15 protein-coding genes and 1 pseudogene are annotated in these 18,966 nt (G+C 72.0%); 2 read left to right on the top strand and 14 right to left on the bottom strand.

What is annotated here, in order from left to right; translation table 11 throughout:
• Nucleotides 1–180 precede the first annotated feature (180 nt).
• From ABZU99_RS16200 to purN, 11 genes are all read right to left on the bottom strand, one after another.
• A complete protein-coding gene (locus ABZU99_RS16200) occupies nucleotides 181–1,683 on the bottom strand; it encodes an aldehyde dehydrogenase family protein (RefSeq protein ID WP_356047631.1) in 1,503 nt (500 codons plus the stop codon).
• Nucleotides 1,684–1,813: 130 nt separating this feature from the next.
• Nucleotides 1,814–2,650: a serine/arginine repetitive matrix protein 2 gene (locus ABZU99_RS16205; RefSeq protein ID WP_355946448.1), complete on the bottom strand. Its 837-nt coding sequence runs from the start codon at nucleotides 2,648–2,650 to the stop codon at nucleotides 1,814–1,816.
• Nucleotides 2,651–2,689: 39 nt separating this feature from the next.
• Nucleotides 2,690–3,502, bottom strand: coding sequence for a hypothetical protein (locus tag ABZU99_RS16210; protein ID WP_356047633.1), 813 nt, complete (start codon nucleotides 3,500–3,502; stop codon nucleotides 2,690–2,692).
• A 1-nt stretch (nucleotide 3,503) separates the two neighbouring features.
• Nucleotides 3,504–3,932 carry a hypothetical protein gene (locus tag ABZU99_RS16215; protein WP_355946442.1) on the bottom strand — a complete coding sequence of 143 codons (429 nt, stop codon included), beginning with the start codon at nucleotides 3,930–3,932 and terminating at the stop codon, nucleotides 3,504–3,506.
• Nucleotides 3,919–5,697 carry a hypothetical protein gene (locus tag ABZU99_RS16220; protein WP_355946439.1) on the bottom strand — a complete coding sequence of 593 codons (1,779 nt, stop codon included), beginning with the start codon at nucleotides 5,695–5,697 and terminating at the stop codon, nucleotides 3,919–3,921. The genes ABZU99_RS16215 and ABZU99_RS16220 overlap by 14 nt, the downstream gene beginning before the upstream one ends.
• A 144-nt stretch (nucleotides 5,698–5,841) precedes the next feature.
• Nucleotides 5,842–6,831, bottom strand: coding sequence for a malate dehydrogenase (locus ABZU99_RS16225; protein WP_355946436.1), 990 nt, complete (start codon nucleotides 6,829–6,831; stop codon nucleotides 5,842–5,844).
• A 470-nt stretch (nucleotides 6,832–7,301) separates the two neighbouring features.
• Entirely contained in the window at nucleotides 7,302–8,372 is a 1,071-nt protein-coding gene (locus tag ABZU99_RS16230; protein WP_355946433.1) for a DUF2690 domain-containing protein, read from the bottom strand.
• A gap of 522 nt (nucleotides 8,373–8,894) precedes the next feature.
• Nucleotides 8,895–9,452, bottom strand: coding sequence for a DUF3017 domain-containing protein (locus ABZU99_RS16235; protein ID WP_355946430.1), 558 nt, complete (start codon nucleotides 9,450–9,452; stop codon nucleotides 8,895–8,897).
• Nucleotides 9,442–10,329, bottom strand: a complete 888-nt coding sequence (locus ABZU99_RS16240) for a bifunctional methylenetetrahydrofolate dehydrogenase/methenyltetrahydrofolate cyclohydrolase (RefSeq protein ID WP_356050304.1) — start codon at nucleotides 10,327–10,329, stop codon at nucleotides 9,442–9,444. Before ABZU99_RS16240 ends, ABZU99_RS16235 begins: the two co-directional genes overlap by 11 nt.
• A gap of 132 nt (nucleotides 10,330–10,461) precedes the next feature.
• A complete protein-coding gene (gene purH / locus ABZU99_RS16245) occupies nucleotides 10,462–12,027 on the bottom strand; it encodes a bifunctional phosphoribosylaminoimidazolecarboxamide formyltransferase/IMP cyclohydrolase (RefSeq protein ID WP_356050303.1) in 1,566 nt (521 codons plus the stop codon).
• Nucleotides 12,024–12,671, bottom strand: coding sequence for a phosphoribosylglycinamide formyltransferase (gene purN, locus ABZU99_RS16250; protein ID WP_355946421.1), 648 nt, complete (start codon nucleotides 12,669–12,671; stop codon nucleotides 12,024–12,026). The genes purH and purN overlap by 4 nt, the downstream gene beginning before the upstream one ends.
• Nucleotides 12,672–13,040: 369 nt before the next feature.
• Here purN and ABZU99_RS16255 point away from each other — a divergent pair, with 369 nt between their 5' ends.
• Nucleotides 13,041–13,871: a hypothetical protein gene (locus ABZU99_RS16255; RefSeq protein WP_355946418.1), complete on the top strand. Its 831-nt coding sequence runs from the start codon at nucleotides 13,041–13,043 to the stop codon at nucleotides 13,869–13,871.
• 345 nt (nucleotides 13,872–14,216) lie between these two features.
• Nucleotides 14,217–14,414: pseudogene (locus tag ABZU99_RS16260) on the top strand (IS30 family transposase); the annotation flags it as partial.
• A 130-nt stretch (nucleotides 14,415–14,544) separates the two neighbouring features.
• On the opposite strand, the gene ABZU99_RS16265 reads toward ABZU99_RS16260, so the two are convergent.
• From ABZU99_RS16265 to sucC, 3 genes are all read right to left on the bottom strand, one after another.
• A complete protein-coding gene (locus tag ABZU99_RS16265; RefSeq protein ID WP_356050302.1) occupies nucleotides 14,545–16,422 on the bottom strand; it encodes a DUF6350 family protein in 1,878 nt (625 codons plus the stop codon).
• 153 nt (nucleotides 16,423–16,575) lie between these two features.
• Nucleotides 16,576–17,460 carry a succinate--CoA ligase subunit alpha gene (gene sucD, locus ABZU99_RS16270; protein WP_355946413.1) on the bottom strand — a complete coding sequence of 295 codons (885 nt, stop codon included), beginning with the start codon at nucleotides 17,458–17,460 and terminating at the stop codon, nucleotides 16,576–16,578.
• A gap of 21 nt (nucleotides 17,461–17,481) precedes the next feature.
• Nucleotides 17,482–18,654, bottom strand: a complete 1,173-nt coding sequence (gene sucC, locus ABZU99_RS16275; protein ID WP_355946410.1) for an ADP-forming succinate--CoA ligase subunit beta — start codon at nucleotides 18,652–18,654, stop codon at nucleotides 17,482–17,484.
• Nucleotides 18,655–18,966: the final 312 nt, after the last annotated feature.

Raw genomic sequence — 18,966 nt, forward strand, 5'->3', positions numbered from 1 at the left:
TGTTACCAGCGGCCCGCGGCGGTGCGGGCCAGGGGCTGCCGCCCCTGGGTTTGTGATGCGTACGTGCGGAGCCGCCGGGCGCCGTCACGGGGGTGCGGTTACGGGGTGCGGCCGGGCCCGGGTCCGGCGGGTGGACCGGGCCCGGCCGCGCCCCGGGACCGGGGGGGGCGCGGCGGGGTGTCAGCCGCCGAACCAGCGCACCGGGCTCGGCCGCAGGTTCTCGTAGATGTGCTTGGACTCGCGGTATTCGGCCAGCCCCGAGGGACCGAGCTCTCGCCCGACCCCGGACTTGCCGAAACCGCCCCATTCGGCCTGCGGGAGATAGGGGTGGTAGTCGTTTATCCACACGGTGCCGTGCCGCAGCCGGGCGGCGACGCGCCGCGCCCGCGCGGTATCGGCGGACCAGACGGCGCCGGCCAGTCCGTACTCCGTGTCATTGGCGAGTGTGACGGCCTCGTCCTCGGTTTGGAAGGACTCGACCGTCAGAATCGGACCAAACGTTTCCTCACGCACCACGCGCATCTCGCGGTGGCACTGGTCCAGGACGGTCGGCAGATAGAAGTAGCCGGTCGCGGGGCGGACGTCGGACGGCTCGGGGCGCTTGCCGCCGCAGCGCAGCGCCGCGCCCTCCGCCAGGGCCGAGTCCACATACGCCGCGGTCTTCGCCAGCTGCTGGGCCGAGACCAGCGGACCGCACTCGACACCGTCCTCGGTGCCGCGGCCCAGCTTGATCTTCTCCGCCCGGCGGGCGAGCTCGGCGACGAACCGCTCGCGCACCGACTCCTCGATGATCAGCCGGGCGCCGGCCGAGCAGACCTGGCCGCTGTGGATGAACGCCGCGTTCAGGGCCTGGTCGACGGCGGTGTCAAAGCCCTCGTCGGTGGCGCAGGCGTCGGCGAAGACCACATTCGGGTTCTTGCCGCCGAGCTCCAGCGCGACCTTCTTCACGGTCGGCGCGGCGGCCTGCGCGACCTTCGTGCCGCTGACCAGCCCGCCGGTGAAGGACACCAGATCGACATCGGGGTGCTCGGACATCCGGGCACCCACGGGGTCGCCCGCGCCGGTCACCACATTGGCCACCCCGGTCGGCAGCCCGGCCTCGACCAGCAGCTTCACCAGATGGACCGTGGAGAGCGGGGTCACCTCGCTCGGCTTGATCACAAAAGTGTTCCCGGCGGCGAGCGCCGGGGCGACCTTCCAGCTGGCCTGCAGCAGCGGATAGTTCCAGGGGGTGATCAGCGCGCAGACGCCGACCGGCTCATGCACCACGACGCTGTGCACATCGGCGGTGCCCGCGTCCACGACGCGCCCGGCCGACTCGCCCACGACCAGCTCGGCGAAGTAGCGGAAGGCGTTGGTCACGTCATCGACGTCGACGCGGCCCTCCTCCAGCGTCTTGCCGGTGTCCCGGCTCTCGATGAGCGCGATGGTCTCGCGGTCGCGCTGCAGCAGCTCGGCGACCCGGCGCAGCAGCGCCGCCCGCTCGGCCACCGGCGTACGGGGCCAGGGACCCTCGTCGAAGGCGCGCCGGGCGGCGGCGATGGCCGCGTCGGTGTCCTCGGCGCCACCCTCGGCGACCAGGGCGAGAGTCTTGGCGTCCGCGGGGTCGAGGACCTCCCGTTGCGCGCCGGATGCGGCTGCCCGCCACACCCCGTCCACATGAATGGTCTCGACTGCCGACACGTTTTCTCTGCCTTCCGGTTTTGCGAGCGTTCCCACTGGCCAAGCCAGCAACCCGGACCCCTAACCAGAAAGGCCAAACCTATGCGCAATCATCACAGAAAGTGGGCTGACTCACTTTCCTCACGCTGAGTCACGAGGCGGTGCAGTACGCAGTGGGGCAGAACGTTTCCAGCGCGGCCTGGTGAATCTCCCGCTCACCCGCCCCGTCCTCGGCCGGTCCGATGACCAGCACCGCGTACATCGTGCCGCTCTGCGTGGCGAAGCGGCGGTCCAGGATGCGGCGGTGGCCGGAGCTCTTGCTCTGGTAGGTGTACTCCAGCTCCGCCGGGTCCATGGCGGCCGTGCCGAGCCGTGCCAGAGTGACCTGCTCGTATCCCCGGCCGCGAGAGGCGAGCCGCTCGGCCTCCTGGGCCGACTCGTACGGCGTCGCCTCGGGGCCGTGCAGCTCGAAGACCTGGATCATGGTGGTGTCGTCGGGCGAGGTGTAGAAGACGCTGGGCCCCTCGGTCGTCCGCCGCCAGCCGTCCGGGACGGCGAGGTGGTACCCGGCCGCATCGGCCTGGGTGCTGTAGCCGGCGGGCGGTGTGCCGCCCGTCAGGGACGGGGACGAGGGGCTCCCGAAGGGCGTCGCGGACGGGGACGCCGACGGCAGCCCGCTCGGGAGGCCCGTCGGCGCACCGGTCTCGGGGCCCGGCGAGGGAAAGAGATCACTCGGCCGGGACGCCTCCGCGCTCGGCGACGGCGCGGGGCTCTGGCTCTGGCTCTCCCAGGGCAGCGGGCCCGCCTGATGGCCGGTCTTCCCATCGCCCCCGAAGGCCACCCATCCGGAGAACGCGATCCCCGCGGTAAGGAAGATCGTCACCGCGACCGCCTGCAGCGCGCGCCGGGCCTCACCGGCGGGCGGGCCCGGTGGCGGCCCCTGACTCCCGCCGTCCGCCCACTGCTCCCCCATACCCCCGTTGTTCATGCCTGCCCCCTCGTCGTCGTGTCGCTGCCGTGGCCGCCGTCAGGCCGCCGGGCAGTGCCCGGCGGGACAGAAGGCGGCCAGCACGATCCGCTGCCGTTCGCGCTGGAGCGGCCATTGCGCAGCCGGGCCCGCGATCAGCACCGCGTACTGCACCTGATCCGGTCCGGTGAAGGCGCGGTCGATGATGCGGCGCTGCCCGTACTTCTCGCTGCGATAGCCGTATTCGAGCTCCGCGTCCGCACCCTCACCCGAGCCGAGTCGCTCCAGCCGGTACCGCTTGTAGCCGGGGTTCTTCTTCAGCCCCGTCTCCGCCTTCCGCAGTGCCTCGTACGGCGTGACCTCCGGCTCGGTCATGGCGAAGATCTGAATCAGGCTGCTCGCGTCCGACGACTCGTAGAAGACGCCCGTCTCGCGCTTGACCCGCTGCCAGCCCGCCGGAACGTCGAGCGTGAAGCCCTCCGGGTCCGTGGTGCGCATATAGTCCGGCGGAGGCCCGCCGCTGCCTTCGGCACCCGCGGACGGCGGCGCCGAGGACGGCCACGACGGGATCGCGGACGACGGGGTGCCGGACGACGGCGCGGGGGACGCCGAGGGGTACGACGACCAGGAAGTCGCCGAGGCCGAACCGCCCTGCGTCTGCGGCTTGCCGTCGCCGTCGCCCGCCAGGAGCTTCCAAGCGCCGACGCCGATACCGCCGACCAGGGCCACGGCGAGCACCGCCAACAGCACCATGCCGCCCTGCGGATTGGGCGGTCTACGGCCCGGAGCGGGCGGTTCCGCGCCCTCCCCAACCCAGCGCTGGGTGCCCTCGTCCCACCGGGGGCCGCCGCCCCCGGTGCTCGGCGCGCTCATCTCAGCCGCCCAGCAAGGCGCCGACCGCCTGCCCGACGGCGACGCCGGAAGCGAGCATGCCGATGCTCGCGCTCGCGTCCTGGAGCAGGGCGCGCAGACGGGCGAGCCGGCCGACCCCCGCCCGGCCGGTGCGCTGGATCTCGTCCTGGGCGTCGGCCAGCTCATCGGACAACACGCTGACCTCCGGGCTCTGGACCACGCGCTCCAGATCCCCGGCGAGCTGCACGACCGCCTCGAGAAGCTCCTCGTACGCCGGGTCGCAGGGGATCTCCTGCTGCCGCCCGTTCACGATGTGGTTGTGGTCGCCGATGCCGACCGCGCCACCGCGCACACTGCCGATGCGGATATCCCCGAACTTCCGTCCGCCCCCGCCGTGCGCCGCGCCCGCGCCGCCCGCGCCGTTCTCGTCGTCCGTCTCAGCCGCCGTCATGGCCGCCTCCCGCTCCATTGCTTCCGGTGTTGCTGATCGTGTTGTGGTCGCCGAAGCCGAAGGCGCTGTTCTCCGCGGACTCGATGAAGACACCGCCGCCGCTGACATTGATGACCTTCTGCTCGAACTCGCCGGTCTCCCAGCCGGCTTCGTCCAGTGCCCGCCGAACACCGTTGGCCACCCGGTCCTCAACGCTCTTCAGATAGCGGCTGACGTCCATCTCCTGGAAGAGCGAGGCGCCGGTGTCGCTGCCCAGCTGCCGCACCGATGCCCACGGCCCGTCGGGGATGGCCGCCTCATAGCCGCCCGCGTACATCCGCCAGAGGAAGACGGCCGAGCGGAAGGCGTGGATGAGTGCCCGGCCCGCCGCCGTGGGCGTCCGTGCCAGCGCCCACCCCGCCTTGCCGGGCAGCCCGCCACGGCGATGGGAGTCGGAGAGCCGATCGACCGCCCGGAACTCCGGGCGGATGGGGCGCAGCACATGCGGGGCGAACTCCAGCATCAGCATCCCGCCCTGGGTGTGCACCCGGACGAAGACGGTGGTGACGACCTCCTCCCGCCACGCTCCGACGCGGATGCGCAGAAAGTGGCGGCGGATCTCACCGCCCTCCTCGACGGCCTCCGCCCGCTCTCGCGCGAAGTCCGCCTCCCCGTACGGCACGAAGGACCGGCTGCGCAACCCGGTGACCTTCAGGAACACACACTCGTCGAGCTCCAGACCGCGCAGCCGGTCACGGGTCTCGGCCGGGGCCCGGGGGGTGTCACGGTCGGAGGGCGCGCGCAACCTCTCCACCAGCGGCCGGATCCGCTCCAGGATCACCCGGTTGTCCAGCGGCACCGGAGTCTCCCCCTCGCGCGGCCGCAGCTCGACGGCGAGGGTCCAGGTGTCATGCGCGGTGCCCGCGCCCAGGAAGGGGTGACGGTCGTGGTAGAGGATCACCGGTGAGTGCTGCTCGCGCCGGATCAGGGCCCGCACGCGCCGGAAGCGGGCGCTGTCGAAGCGCTCGGCGGGGTCCGCGCCAAGGTCGGCGAACGTCTCCGGCTCCAGATCGGTGGCCAGCACCCGGGCCACATGCTCACGGTGCAGGGCGACCGCGGCGGCCATCGCGGCCGGGATCACCAGCGCGAACCAGGCGGCGCTGGTCTCCGACCCGGCCAGCAGGCCCGGAGCCAAAGAGCGCTCCAGCGCGCTGGGCTGCGGATTATCCGCCAGGGCCTGCTCCAGGGCGGAGTACACATAGGACAGCAGCGTCAGACAGCCGAACAGCCGCAGCACCGCCGCCGCCCGCCGCCGGTGGACCCCGATCCCGTCGGACCCCGGATAGTCGGCGCGGAAGGGGCCGGACGCGCCGCCCCTGGCCCAGGACGCCGCCATCAGCAGCGCGACTGACAGCAGGAACACATAGAAGAACCCCTGCGTCAGCAGGAAGTCCATCAGCCATAACGCCACCAGCAGCGCGGTCCAGCCCGCCTCCAGACGGCGGGCGCGCAGCGCGTGCGCGAGCACCCGGGCCGCGTCGATGCCCAGCGACGGCGCCACGGCGCGCTCCTCGTGGACATACAGCTCGTCCACGACCGCGTCCCGGAAGTCGTCGTCGAGATAGACACCCGCGCACAGCAGCCGGGTGGCCTCGCTCCTGGCATAAGGGGACGGGAAGGGCGCAGTCGCCGGATCGGCCGGATCGGGCTGCGCCGGCTCCGGCCGCGGCTGCGGTGGATGGCGTACGGCGCGACTCGTGCGATCGACGTGGCTGTGCTTGGCCATGCTCTCCCCCCGAGGCCGGCGTCAACGCGTCCTACGGTAGGGGAGAACGAGGCTCGATTACAGCAAATGGCCAAAGGGTCACTCTCCGGAGTGAAAACCGGAGAGTGACCCTTCGGGTGGCTGAGCGATCGATGTGCGTCAGCTTCAGATGAGGCCGAGGCCGCGCACGGCCTCACGCTCCTCCTCGAGCTCCTTGACCGACGCGTCGATGCGGGTCCGCGAGAACTCGTTGATGTCCAGGCCCTGGACGATCGTGAAGGCGCCGTCCTTGGCGGTGACCGGGAAGGACGAGATCAGACCCTCCGGCACCCCGTACGAACCGTCGGAGACGACACCCGCGGAGGTCCAGTCGCCCTCCTCCGTGCCGTTCACCCAGGTGTGCACGTGGTCGATGGCGGCGTTGGCGGCGGAGGCGGCCGAGGACGCGCCACGGGCCTCGATGATCGCGGCACCGCGCTTGGCGACGGTCGGGATGAAGGTGTCGGCGAGCCACTGCTCGTCGTTCACGACCTCGGCGGCGTTCTTGCCCGCGACCTCGGCGTGGAAGACGTCCGGGTACTGGGTGGCGGAGTGGTTGCCCCAGATCGTCAGCTTCTTGATCTCGGTGACCGGGACACCGGTCTTCTTCGAGAGCTGCGACAGGGCGCGGTTGTGGTCCAGGCGGGTCATCGCGGTGAAGCGCTCGGCCGGTACGTCCGGGGCGGCGGCCTGCGCGATGAGCGCGTTGGTGTTCGCCGGGTTGCCGACGACCAGGACCTTGATGTCGTCCGCGGCATGGTCGTTGATGGCCTTGCCCTGCGGCTTGAAGATGCCGCCGTTGGCCTCCAGCAGATCGCCGCGCTCCATGCCCTTGGTCCGCGGGCGGGCCCCGACGAGCAGCGCCACGTTCGCGCCGTCGAATGCCACGTTCGGGTCGTCGGAGATGTCGATGCCGCGCAGCAGCGGGAAGGCGCAGTCGTCGAGCTCCATCGCGGTGCCCTCGGCGGCCTTCAGTCCCTGTGGGATCTCCAGGAGACGCAGTTTGACCGGCACGTCCGCGCCGAGGAGCTGGCCGGAGGCGATGCGGAAGAGCAGCGCGTAGCCGATCTGGCCGGCCGCGCCGGTGACGGTGACATTGACGGGAGTGCGGGTCATGGCGGTCTCCTGCGCTGGGTTTCTGTCCGAGATCTCTTGGTGTCGAGATACCGGCGTCAGGCTATCCGACGGCGCCTGGCCCGGTTCGTCGGGCCACTGTGTATCGGGCCACTGTGTAACCGCTCACCGCGCACACTCCGGCGGCCGCCTGCCGAGGAGGGGGAGTGCAGGCGGCCGCCCAGTGCGGCACCCGTGGGGGGGTCGGCCTGCGTCTGCCCCGATTCCCCGGGGCCATGCCCCATCATCCGCGATTCCTCCAATCCGCGATCCCTCCAATCCGCGATCCCTCGGCCCGCGGAGGCCCTAAGCGGTTACGGGGAAGTCAAGTGCTGATCCTTCTCGGCGTCCAAGCCCTCGGCCAGGCCGAACGGCGAGGGATCAGCGGCGAACTTCACCGCATCGGCTTAGGAGGCCCTAGGAGGCCCTAGGAGGCCCTTCCCCGGGGCGTCCCTGGGCTCAGCCCCCGGGTCTCAGCCCCCGGGTCCGCGGGCCGTGCAGCCGCGCCGGCCGTCGGCGAGGGTGGCACATGCCGTGGCCCGCGAGGTGGAGTCGACCCGGACCATCCCGGTGTAGGCGTCGCCGTCGGCGCCGGCCTTGCCGGCCTGGGTGCGCGCCGCGGCGCCGCCCCTGGCCGGGGCGGTGACCCGTATCAGGTCGCCGGGGGCCGCCCGGGTGATACGGGCCCAGGCCGCGCCGCAGGCCCTGCTGTAGCGGACCTCGACATAGGCGGTGCCGACGGTCACGTCGGCGGTCGTCGTCGCGGACGCGCCACCGCACCCCATGGCCTCGGGGTCCTTGCCGGTGCAGTCCGCTCCCGCGCACTTCACTCCGGCCGGCAGCCGGCGCGCGCTGGTGGCCGGGGCGGTGGCGGGCCGCTCCGCCCGCTTCCGCTCGCCGTCCGGGTTGATCAGCAGGACGGCTCCGGCGATGAGCAGGAGGGCGCCGACGAGGCCCGCGACGAACAGCACGGCGCGCCGGCGCCCCGACAAGGGCGGTGCGGACGAGGCCGGCAAGGCCGATGAGGAGGGCAACGGTGCGGACGGCTTCGGCTCGGAGAGAACCGGATCCGGCGACGGCACCGCGGCGGACATCGACGGCGGCGCGACCAGCGGACGCTCCGGACCGGGCAGTTCCACGCCCGGCCGGCCCTTCTGCGATGGACGGCCGTTCCTGCTCGCCCGCACCTCCCGTGCCACCGGGTCGAACTCCTCGATGACGGCCCGTGCCCGAGCCACCCCGAGGGCTTCCACCGTGACGTCGTGCCGCATCTCGGAGCGGCACCAGGACCGCTCCGCCAGCTCCCACAGGGCGGTGAGGTGGTGGACGTCGGCGCCCGTCGCCTCGGCCAGCGCCTCCACCGCGCCCTGGGGCGGCAACAGCCGTCCGTTGAGGTAGCGCTCCCATGAGCTCTTGCTGTAGCCGGTGCGGTCGGCGACGGTGACAACGCTCATCCCGCTGCGTTCGACGACGGTGCGCAGCCGGCCGGCGAACTCCCGCACCTGTGGGTCGAGTTCCTCCGGCAGATCCCTCCAGCGAGGCATGGCCTCCCCCTGTCCCCCCGTACGTACGTGGTCAATCTCCTGCATCGCGCACGGCGTTGGCGTCGCCGAGACCCGAACTCCCTACCCAGTGGGGTGCCTTGCCTCAGGATGTCAGTGCCTCGGGTGGGGGCGCATCGGAGCATTTCGCACCCCCTTGCGCACGCCCTCGCGCCCGGCTCGTCGTTGCGCAGTCGAAACCTCGTACCGGAACGGTCACCTCCGCGCCACAGGGTCCCGACGTCCATTGATCCCGCACAGCCAACACACAACCCTGATTACCAGGCGGTCCGTCCTTGGTTCGGGGGAGAGGGCGGACCGCCGCCGGGCCCCTGGACCCGGTCAACACGAACGGCGGCCCGTCCTCCCACGGGGGAGAGGACGGGCCGCCGTTCGTGTTCGATCGGCCGGCGCGCGAGCTCGGCTGAGCGGATGCGGTGAAGTTCGCCGCTGATCCCTCGCCGTTCGGCCTGGCCGAGGGCTTGGACGCCGAGAAGGATCAGCACTTGACTTCGCCGTAACCGCTTAGCGCACGGTGAAATGCACCACGTCCTCCAGAAACGGGATCTCCACCCAGGGATCCGGCTGGACCATCAGGGACAGCAGCACGATCACCGCGCCCAGCACCCCGTACGTCAGCATGTCGGTGAAGCGCGAGCGCACCGCGAGCATGCCCACCTCCGGCAGCGCCCACCGCAGTACGGCGCCCGCCAGCAGGGCCAGCCCGATCAGCACCGTGCCCGCGCGGAACGCGTCCAGCGCGACGATCAGCAGCCCCAGGGCGACGCCGCCCATCACCGTGAGCAGCGGCCACTGGCGGGCCGGCGCCGGGGCGCTGCCGGGGGCGGCCCGGCCGCCGCCCTCCGGGCGCGCGGTGTCCCGGGTGATCAGCGGAAAGCGGCGCGACTTCCGGGCGGACGGTGCGGGCGCGTCGGCCGCCGGGGACGACGGGGACGACGGGGACGACGACGCGGGCTCCGGGGACGACGCGGCCGACGCCGACACCGCGGACGCCTCGGAGGACGCGGCCGGCGGGGCGGGCGGCTGCTTCCCGGCCACCGGCCCGCTCGCCTCAGCCGTCATGACCGCCACCGCTGTCGGCGGCCGCCTTCGCCTGCCCCTCCGCGGCCTCCACCACATTGACCAGCAGCTGGGCGCGGGTCATCGGGCCGACGCCGCCGGGGTTCGGCGAGATCCAGCCCGCGACCTCGGTCACATCGGGGTGCACATCGCCGGCGATCTTGCCGTGCTCGTCCCGGCTGACGCCCACGTCCAGCACGGCCGCGCCCGGCTTGACGTCCTCGGCCTTGATCAGGTGCCGCACACCGGCCGCCGCCACGATGATGTCGGCCTGGCGCAGGATCCCGGGCAGGTCGCGGGTGCCGGTGTGACACAGCGTGACCGTCGCGTTCTCCGAGCGGCGGGTCAGCAGCAGCCCGATCGACCGGCCGACGGTGATGCCGCGGCCGACGACCGCCACATGCGCGCCGTTGATCTCCACGCCGTGGTGGCGCAGCAGCTGGATGATGCCGTAAGGGGTGCACGGCAGTGGGCCGGTCTCGTTCAGCACCAGCCGGCCGAGGTTCATCGGGTGCAGCCCGTCGGCGTCCTTGGCCGGGTCGATCAGCTCCAGGACGCGGTTGGCGTCGATGCCCTTGGGGAGCGGCAGCTGCACGATGTAGCCCGTGCAGGCCGGGTCCTCGTTGAGCTCCCGTACCGCCGCCTCGATCTCCTCCTGGGTGGCGGCCTCGGGCAGGTCGCGCCGGATGGAGGCGATGCCGACCTCGGCGCAGTCGCGGTGCTTGCCCGCGACGTACCACTTGCTGCCGGGGTCCTCACCGACCAGCACCGTGCCGAGGCCGGGATGGATGCCCTTGGCCTTGAGCGCCTCCACACGGCTGACGAGATCGGACTTGATCGCGGCAGCGGTTGCCTTGCCATCGAGAATCTGGGCGGTCATGACTTCATCCTCCCGGATGCGGGGACGTCGGATCCAATCAGGGGCCGGTCAGGGCCGGACGGCGAAGGCCGCACCCCACGCGTCGGGGGTGCGGCCTCCGGTGCCTGGGCCTGCCCGATGGGCGGGGAAGGGTCAGTGGAAGAAGTGGCGCGTGCCCGTGAAGTACATCGTCACGCCCGCCTTCTGCGCGGCCTCGACCGTCAGCTCGTCACGGACCGAGCCGCCCGGCTGCACCACGGCCTTGACGCCCGCCTCGGCCAGCACCTCGAAGCCGTCCGGGAAGGGGAAGAAGGCGTCGGAGGCGGCGTAGGAGCCGCGCGCCCGCTCCTCGCCCGCCCGCTCGACGGCCAGCTTCGCCGAGTCGACGCGGTTGACCTGGCCCATGCCGACGCCGACCGTCGCGCCGTCCTTGGCGAGCAGGATGGCGTTGGACTTCACCGCGCGGCAGGCGCGCCAGGCGAAGGCCAGCTCGGCGAGGCCGTCGGCGTCCAGCGCCTCGCCCGTGGCGAGGGTCCAGTTGGCCGGGTCGTCGCCCTCGGCCTGGAGCCGGTCCTTGTCCTGCACCAGCGCGCCGCCCTCGATGGGGCGCAGCTCGGCGCCCGCGGCGGGGGCCTCCGCGCAGCGCAGCACGCGAACGTTCTTCTTGCGGGCCAGGACCTCGACCGCGCCGTCCTCGTAGGCCGGGGCGACGATGACCTCGGTGAAGATCTCGGCGACCTGCTCGGCCATGGCGACCGACACGGGCCGGTTGACGGCGATGACGCCGCCGAAGGCCGACAGCGGGTCGCACGCGTGCGCCTTACGGTGCGCCTCGGCGACATCCGCGCCAACCGCGATCCCGCACGGGTTGGCGTGCTTGATGATCGCGACACAGGGCTCGGCGTGGTCGTACGCGGCCCGCCGGGCGGCCTCGGTGTCGGTGTAGTTGTTGAACGACATCTCCTTGCCGTGCAGCTGCTCGGCCTCCGCGAGCCCCTTATTGCTGCCGTCGGTGTAGAGCGCGGCGGGCTGGTGCGGGTTCTCGCCGTAGCGCAGCACCTGCTGACGGGCGTAGGTGACGCCGATGAAGTCGGGCCAGGGGCCCTCGTCCGCGGCGTAGTCCTCGGCGAACCAGTTGGCCACCGCCACGTCGTAGGCGGCGGTGTGCTGGAACGCCTCGGCCGCCAGCCTCTTGCGCCGCTCGAGGTCGAAGCCGCCGTCGGCGACGGCCTTGAGGACGTCGCCGTACCGCTCGGGGTTGACGACCACGGCCACGGACGGGTGGTTCTTGGCGGCGGCGCGGACCATGGACGGGCCACCGATGTCGATCTGCTCGACGCACTCGTCCGGCGCCGCGCCCGAAGCGACCGTCTCACGGAACGGGTAGAGGTTGACGATCACCAGCTCGAACGGCTCGACGCCGAGCTCGGCGAGCTGATCGCGGTGCGAGTCGAGTCGCTGGTCAGCGAGGATGCCCGCGTGGACGCGCGGGTGCAGCGTCTTGACGCGGCCGTCGAGACACTCCGGGAAGCCGGTCAGCTCCTCGACCTTGGTGACCGGGACGCCCGCGGCGGCGATCCTGGCGGCCGTCGAGCCGGTCGAGACGAGCTGGACACCGGCCGCGTGCAGCCCTTGGGCCAGCTCCTCCAGCCCCGTCTTGTCGTAGACGCTGACCAGCGCGCGGCGAATGGGCCGCTTGGTACCTTCGGCGGTCGTCACGGGATCCTTACCTTTCGTCCCTCAATGCGGTAGCCGTTACGGGCCAGACGCCCCACGACCTCGACGAGCAGCGAACGCTCGACTTCCTTGATCCGCTCATGCAGAGCGGACTCGTCGTCCTCGTCCCGGACCTCGACCACGCCCTGGGCGATGATCGGGCCGGTGTCGACCCCGTCGTCGACGAAGTGGACGGTGCAGCCGGTCACCTTCGCGCCGTGCGCGAGCGCGTCGCGTACGCCATGGGCACCGGGAAAGCTGGGCAGCAGCGCGGGGTGGGTGTTGACGACGCGGCCGCCGAAGCGGTCGAGGAACCCCTTGCCCAGGATCTTCATGAACCCCGCCGAGACCACCAGATCCGGCTCATGGGCGGCGGTCGCCTCGGCCAGCGCGGCGTCCCACTCGGCGCGGCCGGCGTGATCCTTCACACGGCAGACGAAGGTCGGGATCCCGGCCCGCCGGGCGCGTTCGAGCCCCTCGATGCCGTCGCGGTCGGCGCCGACGGCGACCACCTCGGCGCCGTAGTCGGCCACGCCCTCGGCGGCGATGGCGTCGAGGAGCGCCTGCAGGTTCGTACCGGAGCCTGAGACGAGTACGACAAGGCGGGCGGGGCGCCCGGGGCGGGCGGAGGGGGGCGGGGAGGCCACGACGGGGATCTTTCTCGCGGGCGGTGCTGCCGTTTGTGTGGTCGTACAAGGTCGCGGACTCATGAATTCCGGGGAACTCTACAAAGCCGCCGACCGTCAGCAACGATACCGGCACACGAAGCGGCCCCCGGGGGACGGGGGCGGGCACGGGAGGTAGCGTCTGGACTGCGAAGCCATCTGATGCCGTGGGAACGACCGTCGCGCCCGCGCCGCCAGCCCCCTACGGCACCGGCCGTACGACGGCCGGGTGTGCAGGACGACGACACAAGGGGAAGACACATTCCACATGCCGGACCGACGCCGCAGCGCGGCTCATCGCCTCACACCGACTCCCGCCACCACCGGGGGGCGGCGATGAGGCGCGCCCGCATGTCGCACAGGACGCCGCTGCTGCGCGAGCGGCAGTCGCCGTCGCCCTCGTCGCCCTCGTCCCCCTCGTCGCCCTCTCCCGCTTCCTCCGGGGGCGAGGACAATCCGTTCGCCCCGCCGCCGGAAGGCAGGCCGGACCAGCCCTGGCAGCCCCGGCAGCGGCCGGAGGACGGCAGCGGCGACGGCAGCGGTAACGGGAACGGCGAGGGCGGCCAGGACGGCGACAACGGCGACCGGCCGCAGCCCCCGGCCTGGGGCAGCCAGTGGAGCAGCCGCCAGCCCGGCCGCCAGAGCGGCGGCTTCGGCACCAGCCCCGGCGCGGGCCGCCCGTCCGGCCCCGGCGGCCAGGGCGGCCCCGGCGGACCGCGCTGGGATCCCAACGACCCGGCCCAGCGGCGCGCCCGGTACGCGCTGCTCTCGGGCATGTGGGCCTTCTTCTTCGCGCTCTTCAGCCTGCCGCAGATCGCCCTGCTGCTCGGCGTGCTGGCCCTGTACTGGGGAGTCAGCTCACTGCGGGCCAAAGCCAAGCCGCGGCGGGCCACCCCACCCGCGGCCGCCGCGCTGAACGCTCCTCCCCCGCCCCCCGGCGCCACCCCGGCCCAGCTGCCCGCGCCCGGCAGCAACGGCTCGAAGCCGCAGGCGACGGCGGCGATCAGCGGGCTGGTGACGGGCGGGCTCGCGCTGGCCATCGTGGCGGCGACGTTCAGCTTCCAGGTCGTCTACAGCGACTACTACACCTGTGTGGACGACGCCCTCACCCAGACCTCCCGCCACGACTGCGAGACCCTGCTCCCCAAGCAGCTCCGCCCGCTGCTCAGCACGCAGGACTGACCCGCTGCCCAGCACGCAGGACTGACCCCGCCGCTCGGCACGCAGGACTGACCCCGCCGCTCAGCACGCAGGACCGACCCCGCCGCTCAGCACGCAGGACTGACGGCGGGCCCGGGGGCTCCGGGCTCTTCCGCCCGCTCAAGAGGCGCCGTACGGGCCTTGGGTTCTAGGAGTCGTCGCAACACCCCAGTTCAGGGGATGCGATGGACTTCGAGATCCGTAAGGACCGGACGAAGCCTCAGGGCAGGAAGAAGCTCACCAGGGAGCGGGAGGCATACTCCCGGCTCATGCAGCAGGGTCTGAGCAACCGGGAAGCGTGCCGGATCGTCGGGATCGACCGCCGGACCGGCCAGCCCCTGGCAGCGCGGTTCGAACGAGAACACCAACGGTCTGCTCCGGCAGTACTTCCCGAAGGGCACCGATCTCGCGGTCCACACCCGCGAGCACCTCGACGCCGTCGCCGCCGAGCTGAACGACCGCCCACGCAAAACGCTCGGCTGGGAAACCCCAGCCGAACGCCTGCACAAACTGCTCGCGGCCTGACTGATCAACACGACCACGTGTTGCGACGACCCCTGGAAACCGCCGCCCGTACGGCGCCTCTTCGCGCTCTCCAGGTGGCCATACGCGGCCTGACGCAGCCATACGCGGCCTGACGCAGCCATACGCGGCCTTACCCGGTCGGCGGCGTGCGGTCACCGCCGGACGCCCCCGGCACGTCGGAGCGCTCGGCCCACTCGGCCGGTTCCGCCTGCCCGGCCCGCTCGGCCGCCCCGGGCCTGCCCGCCGCCGCCAACTTCCTCCATACCGGCCGGCGCCGGGACCGCGTCGCATTCCTCGCGCTCGGGGTGCCCGCGGCGGTCGCGAGCTCGGCCATCGCGCCCACGCCGCTCTCCCGGCCCGTCCCGGTGCCCGCCTCGGGGCCCGGCTTCGGCATCCGCTTCCGCTTACGGCCCGCCGTGGGGCGCAGCCACTGCCACCACGGCGCGGCCATGGCCTCCCGCACCTCGGCGGCCTCCATGGGGGACACCGCCGCCCGGGCCGCCCGGATCTCCGCCTTGGCCGCCGCCCGGGCCGCCCGGACTTCGGCCTCGGCCGCCGTCCTGGCCGTCCGTACCGCACGTGCCGCCGTACGGGCCTGTGCGCGCCGCTCCCGGCTCGTGGCACGGGCCGCCTTCCATTCGCCCCAGGTCGCCCGCGTCGGGATGTACAGCCGGTACCAGCGCAGCACCATCGCGCCGGGCACCCCGATCATTCCCGTCCACACCAGCGTGAGCATGCCCGTGCGCCACCAGCTCGGGCCGAGGTCCGCGAGGATGCCCACGCCCAGCGGTCCGCCCGACACCGCGGCCAGCAACGCCATCGCAGTCGCACAGCCGACCGCCGCCAGCGCGGCGAGCACCAGGGTCTCGCCCCAGCCCCAGGGGGGCCGGGCGTCGCCGTTGCGCGGCCGCCGCACCGCCGCGATACCGATGAACCAGGCCACCGACGCCCCCGCCGCGATCCCGGTCAGCCAGCTCAGCGGTTCGCCTTCCCCTTCCGAGGGCAGCGCCGCGACCAGCGGGAGGTGCGGCAGCTGGGGGTAGGAGGTGACGCCGAGCGGTGCGACCACACTGCCGCCGCCGACCGTGAAACCGGCGCCGACCCCGTACGCGGCGCCCCAGATGATGGCGTTCGGCAGCAGTGCCAGGCTCACCATCAGTACCGCGAACCGCCCCGACCACACGTTGCTGAGCTGGAGGAACGCCACCTGGACGGTGCCCGCGTGGCTCAGCATCGAGCTCGCCGTGAGCAGCGCGCCGCTGCCCAGCAGCACCACGAGCCCGCTCGCCCCGGCACGGAGCGCGGCGGTCAGCCGGCGGCGCCGGCACCAGCTCTGTCCGCCCAGGGACGACACCGCGCGTGCGGTCCATCCGGCGCCGGGGATCCGGCGCAGCCCGCGCGTCGCCCGTCCGGGCAGCCGCACCGGGAACCGCCCGTCGGCCATCCAGATCCCGACGGCGGCGACGGCACCGGCGACGAGTGGCAGCTGCAGCAGGGCACTGAGCGGGGCGACGTGCAGCGGCCCGGACGAGGCGTACAGCACCGCCGCCATGCCGACCAGCAGATAGCCGCCGGTCACCCATCCGAAGGCGACGCGCGGATCGACGACGGACTCCTCGGGCACCCACTGCCCCTCGTCCTCGGCGGGCTCCTCCTGGTAGACGGCGTGCTGCGCGGCCCGGTAGAGAAGCCAGCACGGCACCACGCTGATCAGCAGCGGGGTGAGCCCCACGGGCGACGAGTGCCCGGAGAGCGTCTCGGTCCGTACGAGATCGGCGCCGTGGCCGAGCAGCCACAGGTCGGCGGCGACATGCAGGGCGCCGTCGGGGCTGCTCTCGGGCGACGAGGAGGTGATCCACAACAGCAGCACGGCGACGGCGAGCGTGCCGAGACCGAGCCCCGCGGCGACCACACCGCCGAGGAACGCCTCCCTCGCGGCGGAGGGGCGCTGGAGCGCGGAGCGGCCACGCGAGGACACCGACGGGCTGCGATCGGTCGTTTGCGTCACGTGACCAATGCTGCCAATAACAGCCGTTTCATCCGTACATCAAGTGATTGGCCGCGTGTCGCCGGTAATGCGCTTATGCGTCTTTTACCGCACAAGCACGGGCCCGCACCACCTCGCCGGTGGTACGGGCCCGTGCTTACGGCAGTGGCGGCGTCAGCCGGCCAGCGCGGCACGCGCGAGACGGGCGGTCTCGGACGGGGTCTTGCCGACCTTCACGCCCGCGGCCTCCAGGGCCTCCTTCTTCGCCTGCGCGGTGCCGGAGGAGCCGGACACGATGGCACCCGCGTGGCCCATCGTCTTGCCCTCGGGCGCGGTGAAGCCCGCCACATAGCCGACGACCGGCTTGGTGACATTGGCCTTGATGAAGTCCGCGGCCCGCTCCTCGGCGTCGCCGCCGATCTCGCCGATCATCACGATCAGGTCGGTGTCGGGGTCGGCCTCGAAGGCGGCCAGGGCGTCGATGTGGGTGGTGCCGATGATCGGGTCACCGCCGATGCCGACGCAGGACGAGAAGCCGATGTCCCGCAGCTCGTACATCATCTGGTAGGTCAGCGTGCCGGACTTCGACACCAGACCGATCCGGCCCGGCTTGGTGATGTCGGCCGGGATGATGCCCGCGTTCGACTGACCCGGCGTGATCAGACCCGGGCAGTTCGGGCCGATGATGCGGGTCTTGTTGCCCTTCTGGCCCGCGTAGGCCCAGAAGTTGGCGGTGTCGTGGACCGCGATGCCCTCGGTGATCACGACGGCGAGCGGGATCTCGGCGTCGATCGCCTCGATGACCGCGTCCTTGGTGAACTTCTCCGGGACGAAGATGACGGTGACATCGGCGCCGGTGGCCTCGATGGCCTCCTTGACGGAGCCGAAGACCGGGATCTCCGAGCCGTCGAAGTCAACGCTGGTGCCGGCCTTGCGCGGGTTCACGCCGCCGACGATGTTGGTGCCCGAGGCGAGCATCCGACGGGTGTGCTTCTGACCCTCGGACCCGGTCATCCCCTGGACGATGACCTTGCTTTCCTTGGTGAGGAAGATAGCCATGGTTTCTGGTGTCCTCGTCCCTTACTTCGCAGCCAGCTCGGCGGCACGCTCGGCCGCGCCGTCCATGGTGTCCACCTGCTGAACCAGCGGGTGGTTGGCGTCGGTCAGGATCTTGCGACCCAGCTCCGCGTTGTTGCCGTCGAGGCGCACGACCAGCGGCTTGGTGACGTCCTCGCCCTTGGACTTCAGCAGCTCCAGGGCCTGGACGACGCCGTTGGCGACGGCGTCGCAGGCGGTGATGCCACCGAAGACGTTGACGAAGACGGACTTGACGTCCGGGTCGCCGAGGATGATCTCGAGACCGTTGGCCATCACCTCGGCGGAGGCGCCGCCGCCGATGTCGAGGAAGTTGGCGGGCTTCACGCCGCCGTGGTTCTCACCGGCGTACGCGACGACGTCGAGGGTCGACATGACCAGACCCGCGCCGTTGCCGATGATGCCGACCTCGCCGTCGAGCTTGACGTAGTTGAGGCCCTTGGCCTTGGCGGCCGCCTCGAGGGGGTTGGCCGCGGCCTTGTCCTCGAGCGCCTCGTGCTCCGGCTGGCGGAAGGCGGCGTTCTCGTCCAGGGAGACCTTGCCGTCCAGCGCGATGATCTTGCCGTCGCCGGTCTTGACCAGCGGGTTCACCTCGACGAGCAGGGCGTCTTCCTTGATGAAGACGGTCCACAGCTGCTGCAGGACCTCCGCGACCTGGTCCGCGATCTCGGCCGGGAACTTCGCGGCGGCGACGATCTCGGCGGCCTTCTCGGCGGTCACGCCCTCGATGGCGTCCACCGGGATCTTGGCGAGCGCCTCGGGGTTCTGCTCCGCGACGACCTCGATCTCCACGCCGCCCTCGACGGACGCCATGGCGAGGAAGGTGCGGTTGGTGCGGTCCAGCAGGAAGGAGACGTAGTACTCCTCCTTGATGTCCGCGGTCTGGGCCAGCATCACCTTGTGGACCGTGTGGCCCTTGATGTCCATGCCCAGGATCTGGGTGGCCTTCTCCACGGCGTCGGCCGGGTCGGAGGCCAGCTTGACGCCGCCCGCCTTACCGCGGCCACCGACCTTGACCTGCGCCTTGACGACCGCGCGGCCGCCCAGTCGCTCGGCCACCTCGCGCGCCGCCTCAGGCGTGTCGATGACTTCACCGGCCAGCACCGGTACACCGTGCTTGGCGAAGAGGTCCCTCGCCTGGTACTCGAACAGGTCCACGCGCGTCCGTCCCTTTTCCATGGATATCGCGGTCGTTGTCTGCGCGGGCGTGCCGCGGTGGCAGCGTGAGGACGCGATCTGTAACGAGGGCGGCACACGTGCGCCGGGTACGCGGCATGTCCGTCTCGCAGGTTATCTCCGCTGGCCGTGCGTCCCTAAATCGCAGATCACACTGGAGCGGTGATTACGGTCACAGATCGCGACCGTGTCCACCTATCCCGATGATGCCTCCATACGGCGACGGGGTGACGGCCGCGACGCATGCGTTTCGGACCCCGTGGGGGCCGCCGCGGCGGGCGCCGCCTCGCGTAC

The organism is Streptomyces sp. NPDC005266, from assembly GCF_040607655.1.
Lineage (GTDB): Bacteria > Actinomycetota > Actinomycetes > Streptomycetales > Streptomycetaceae > Streptomyces.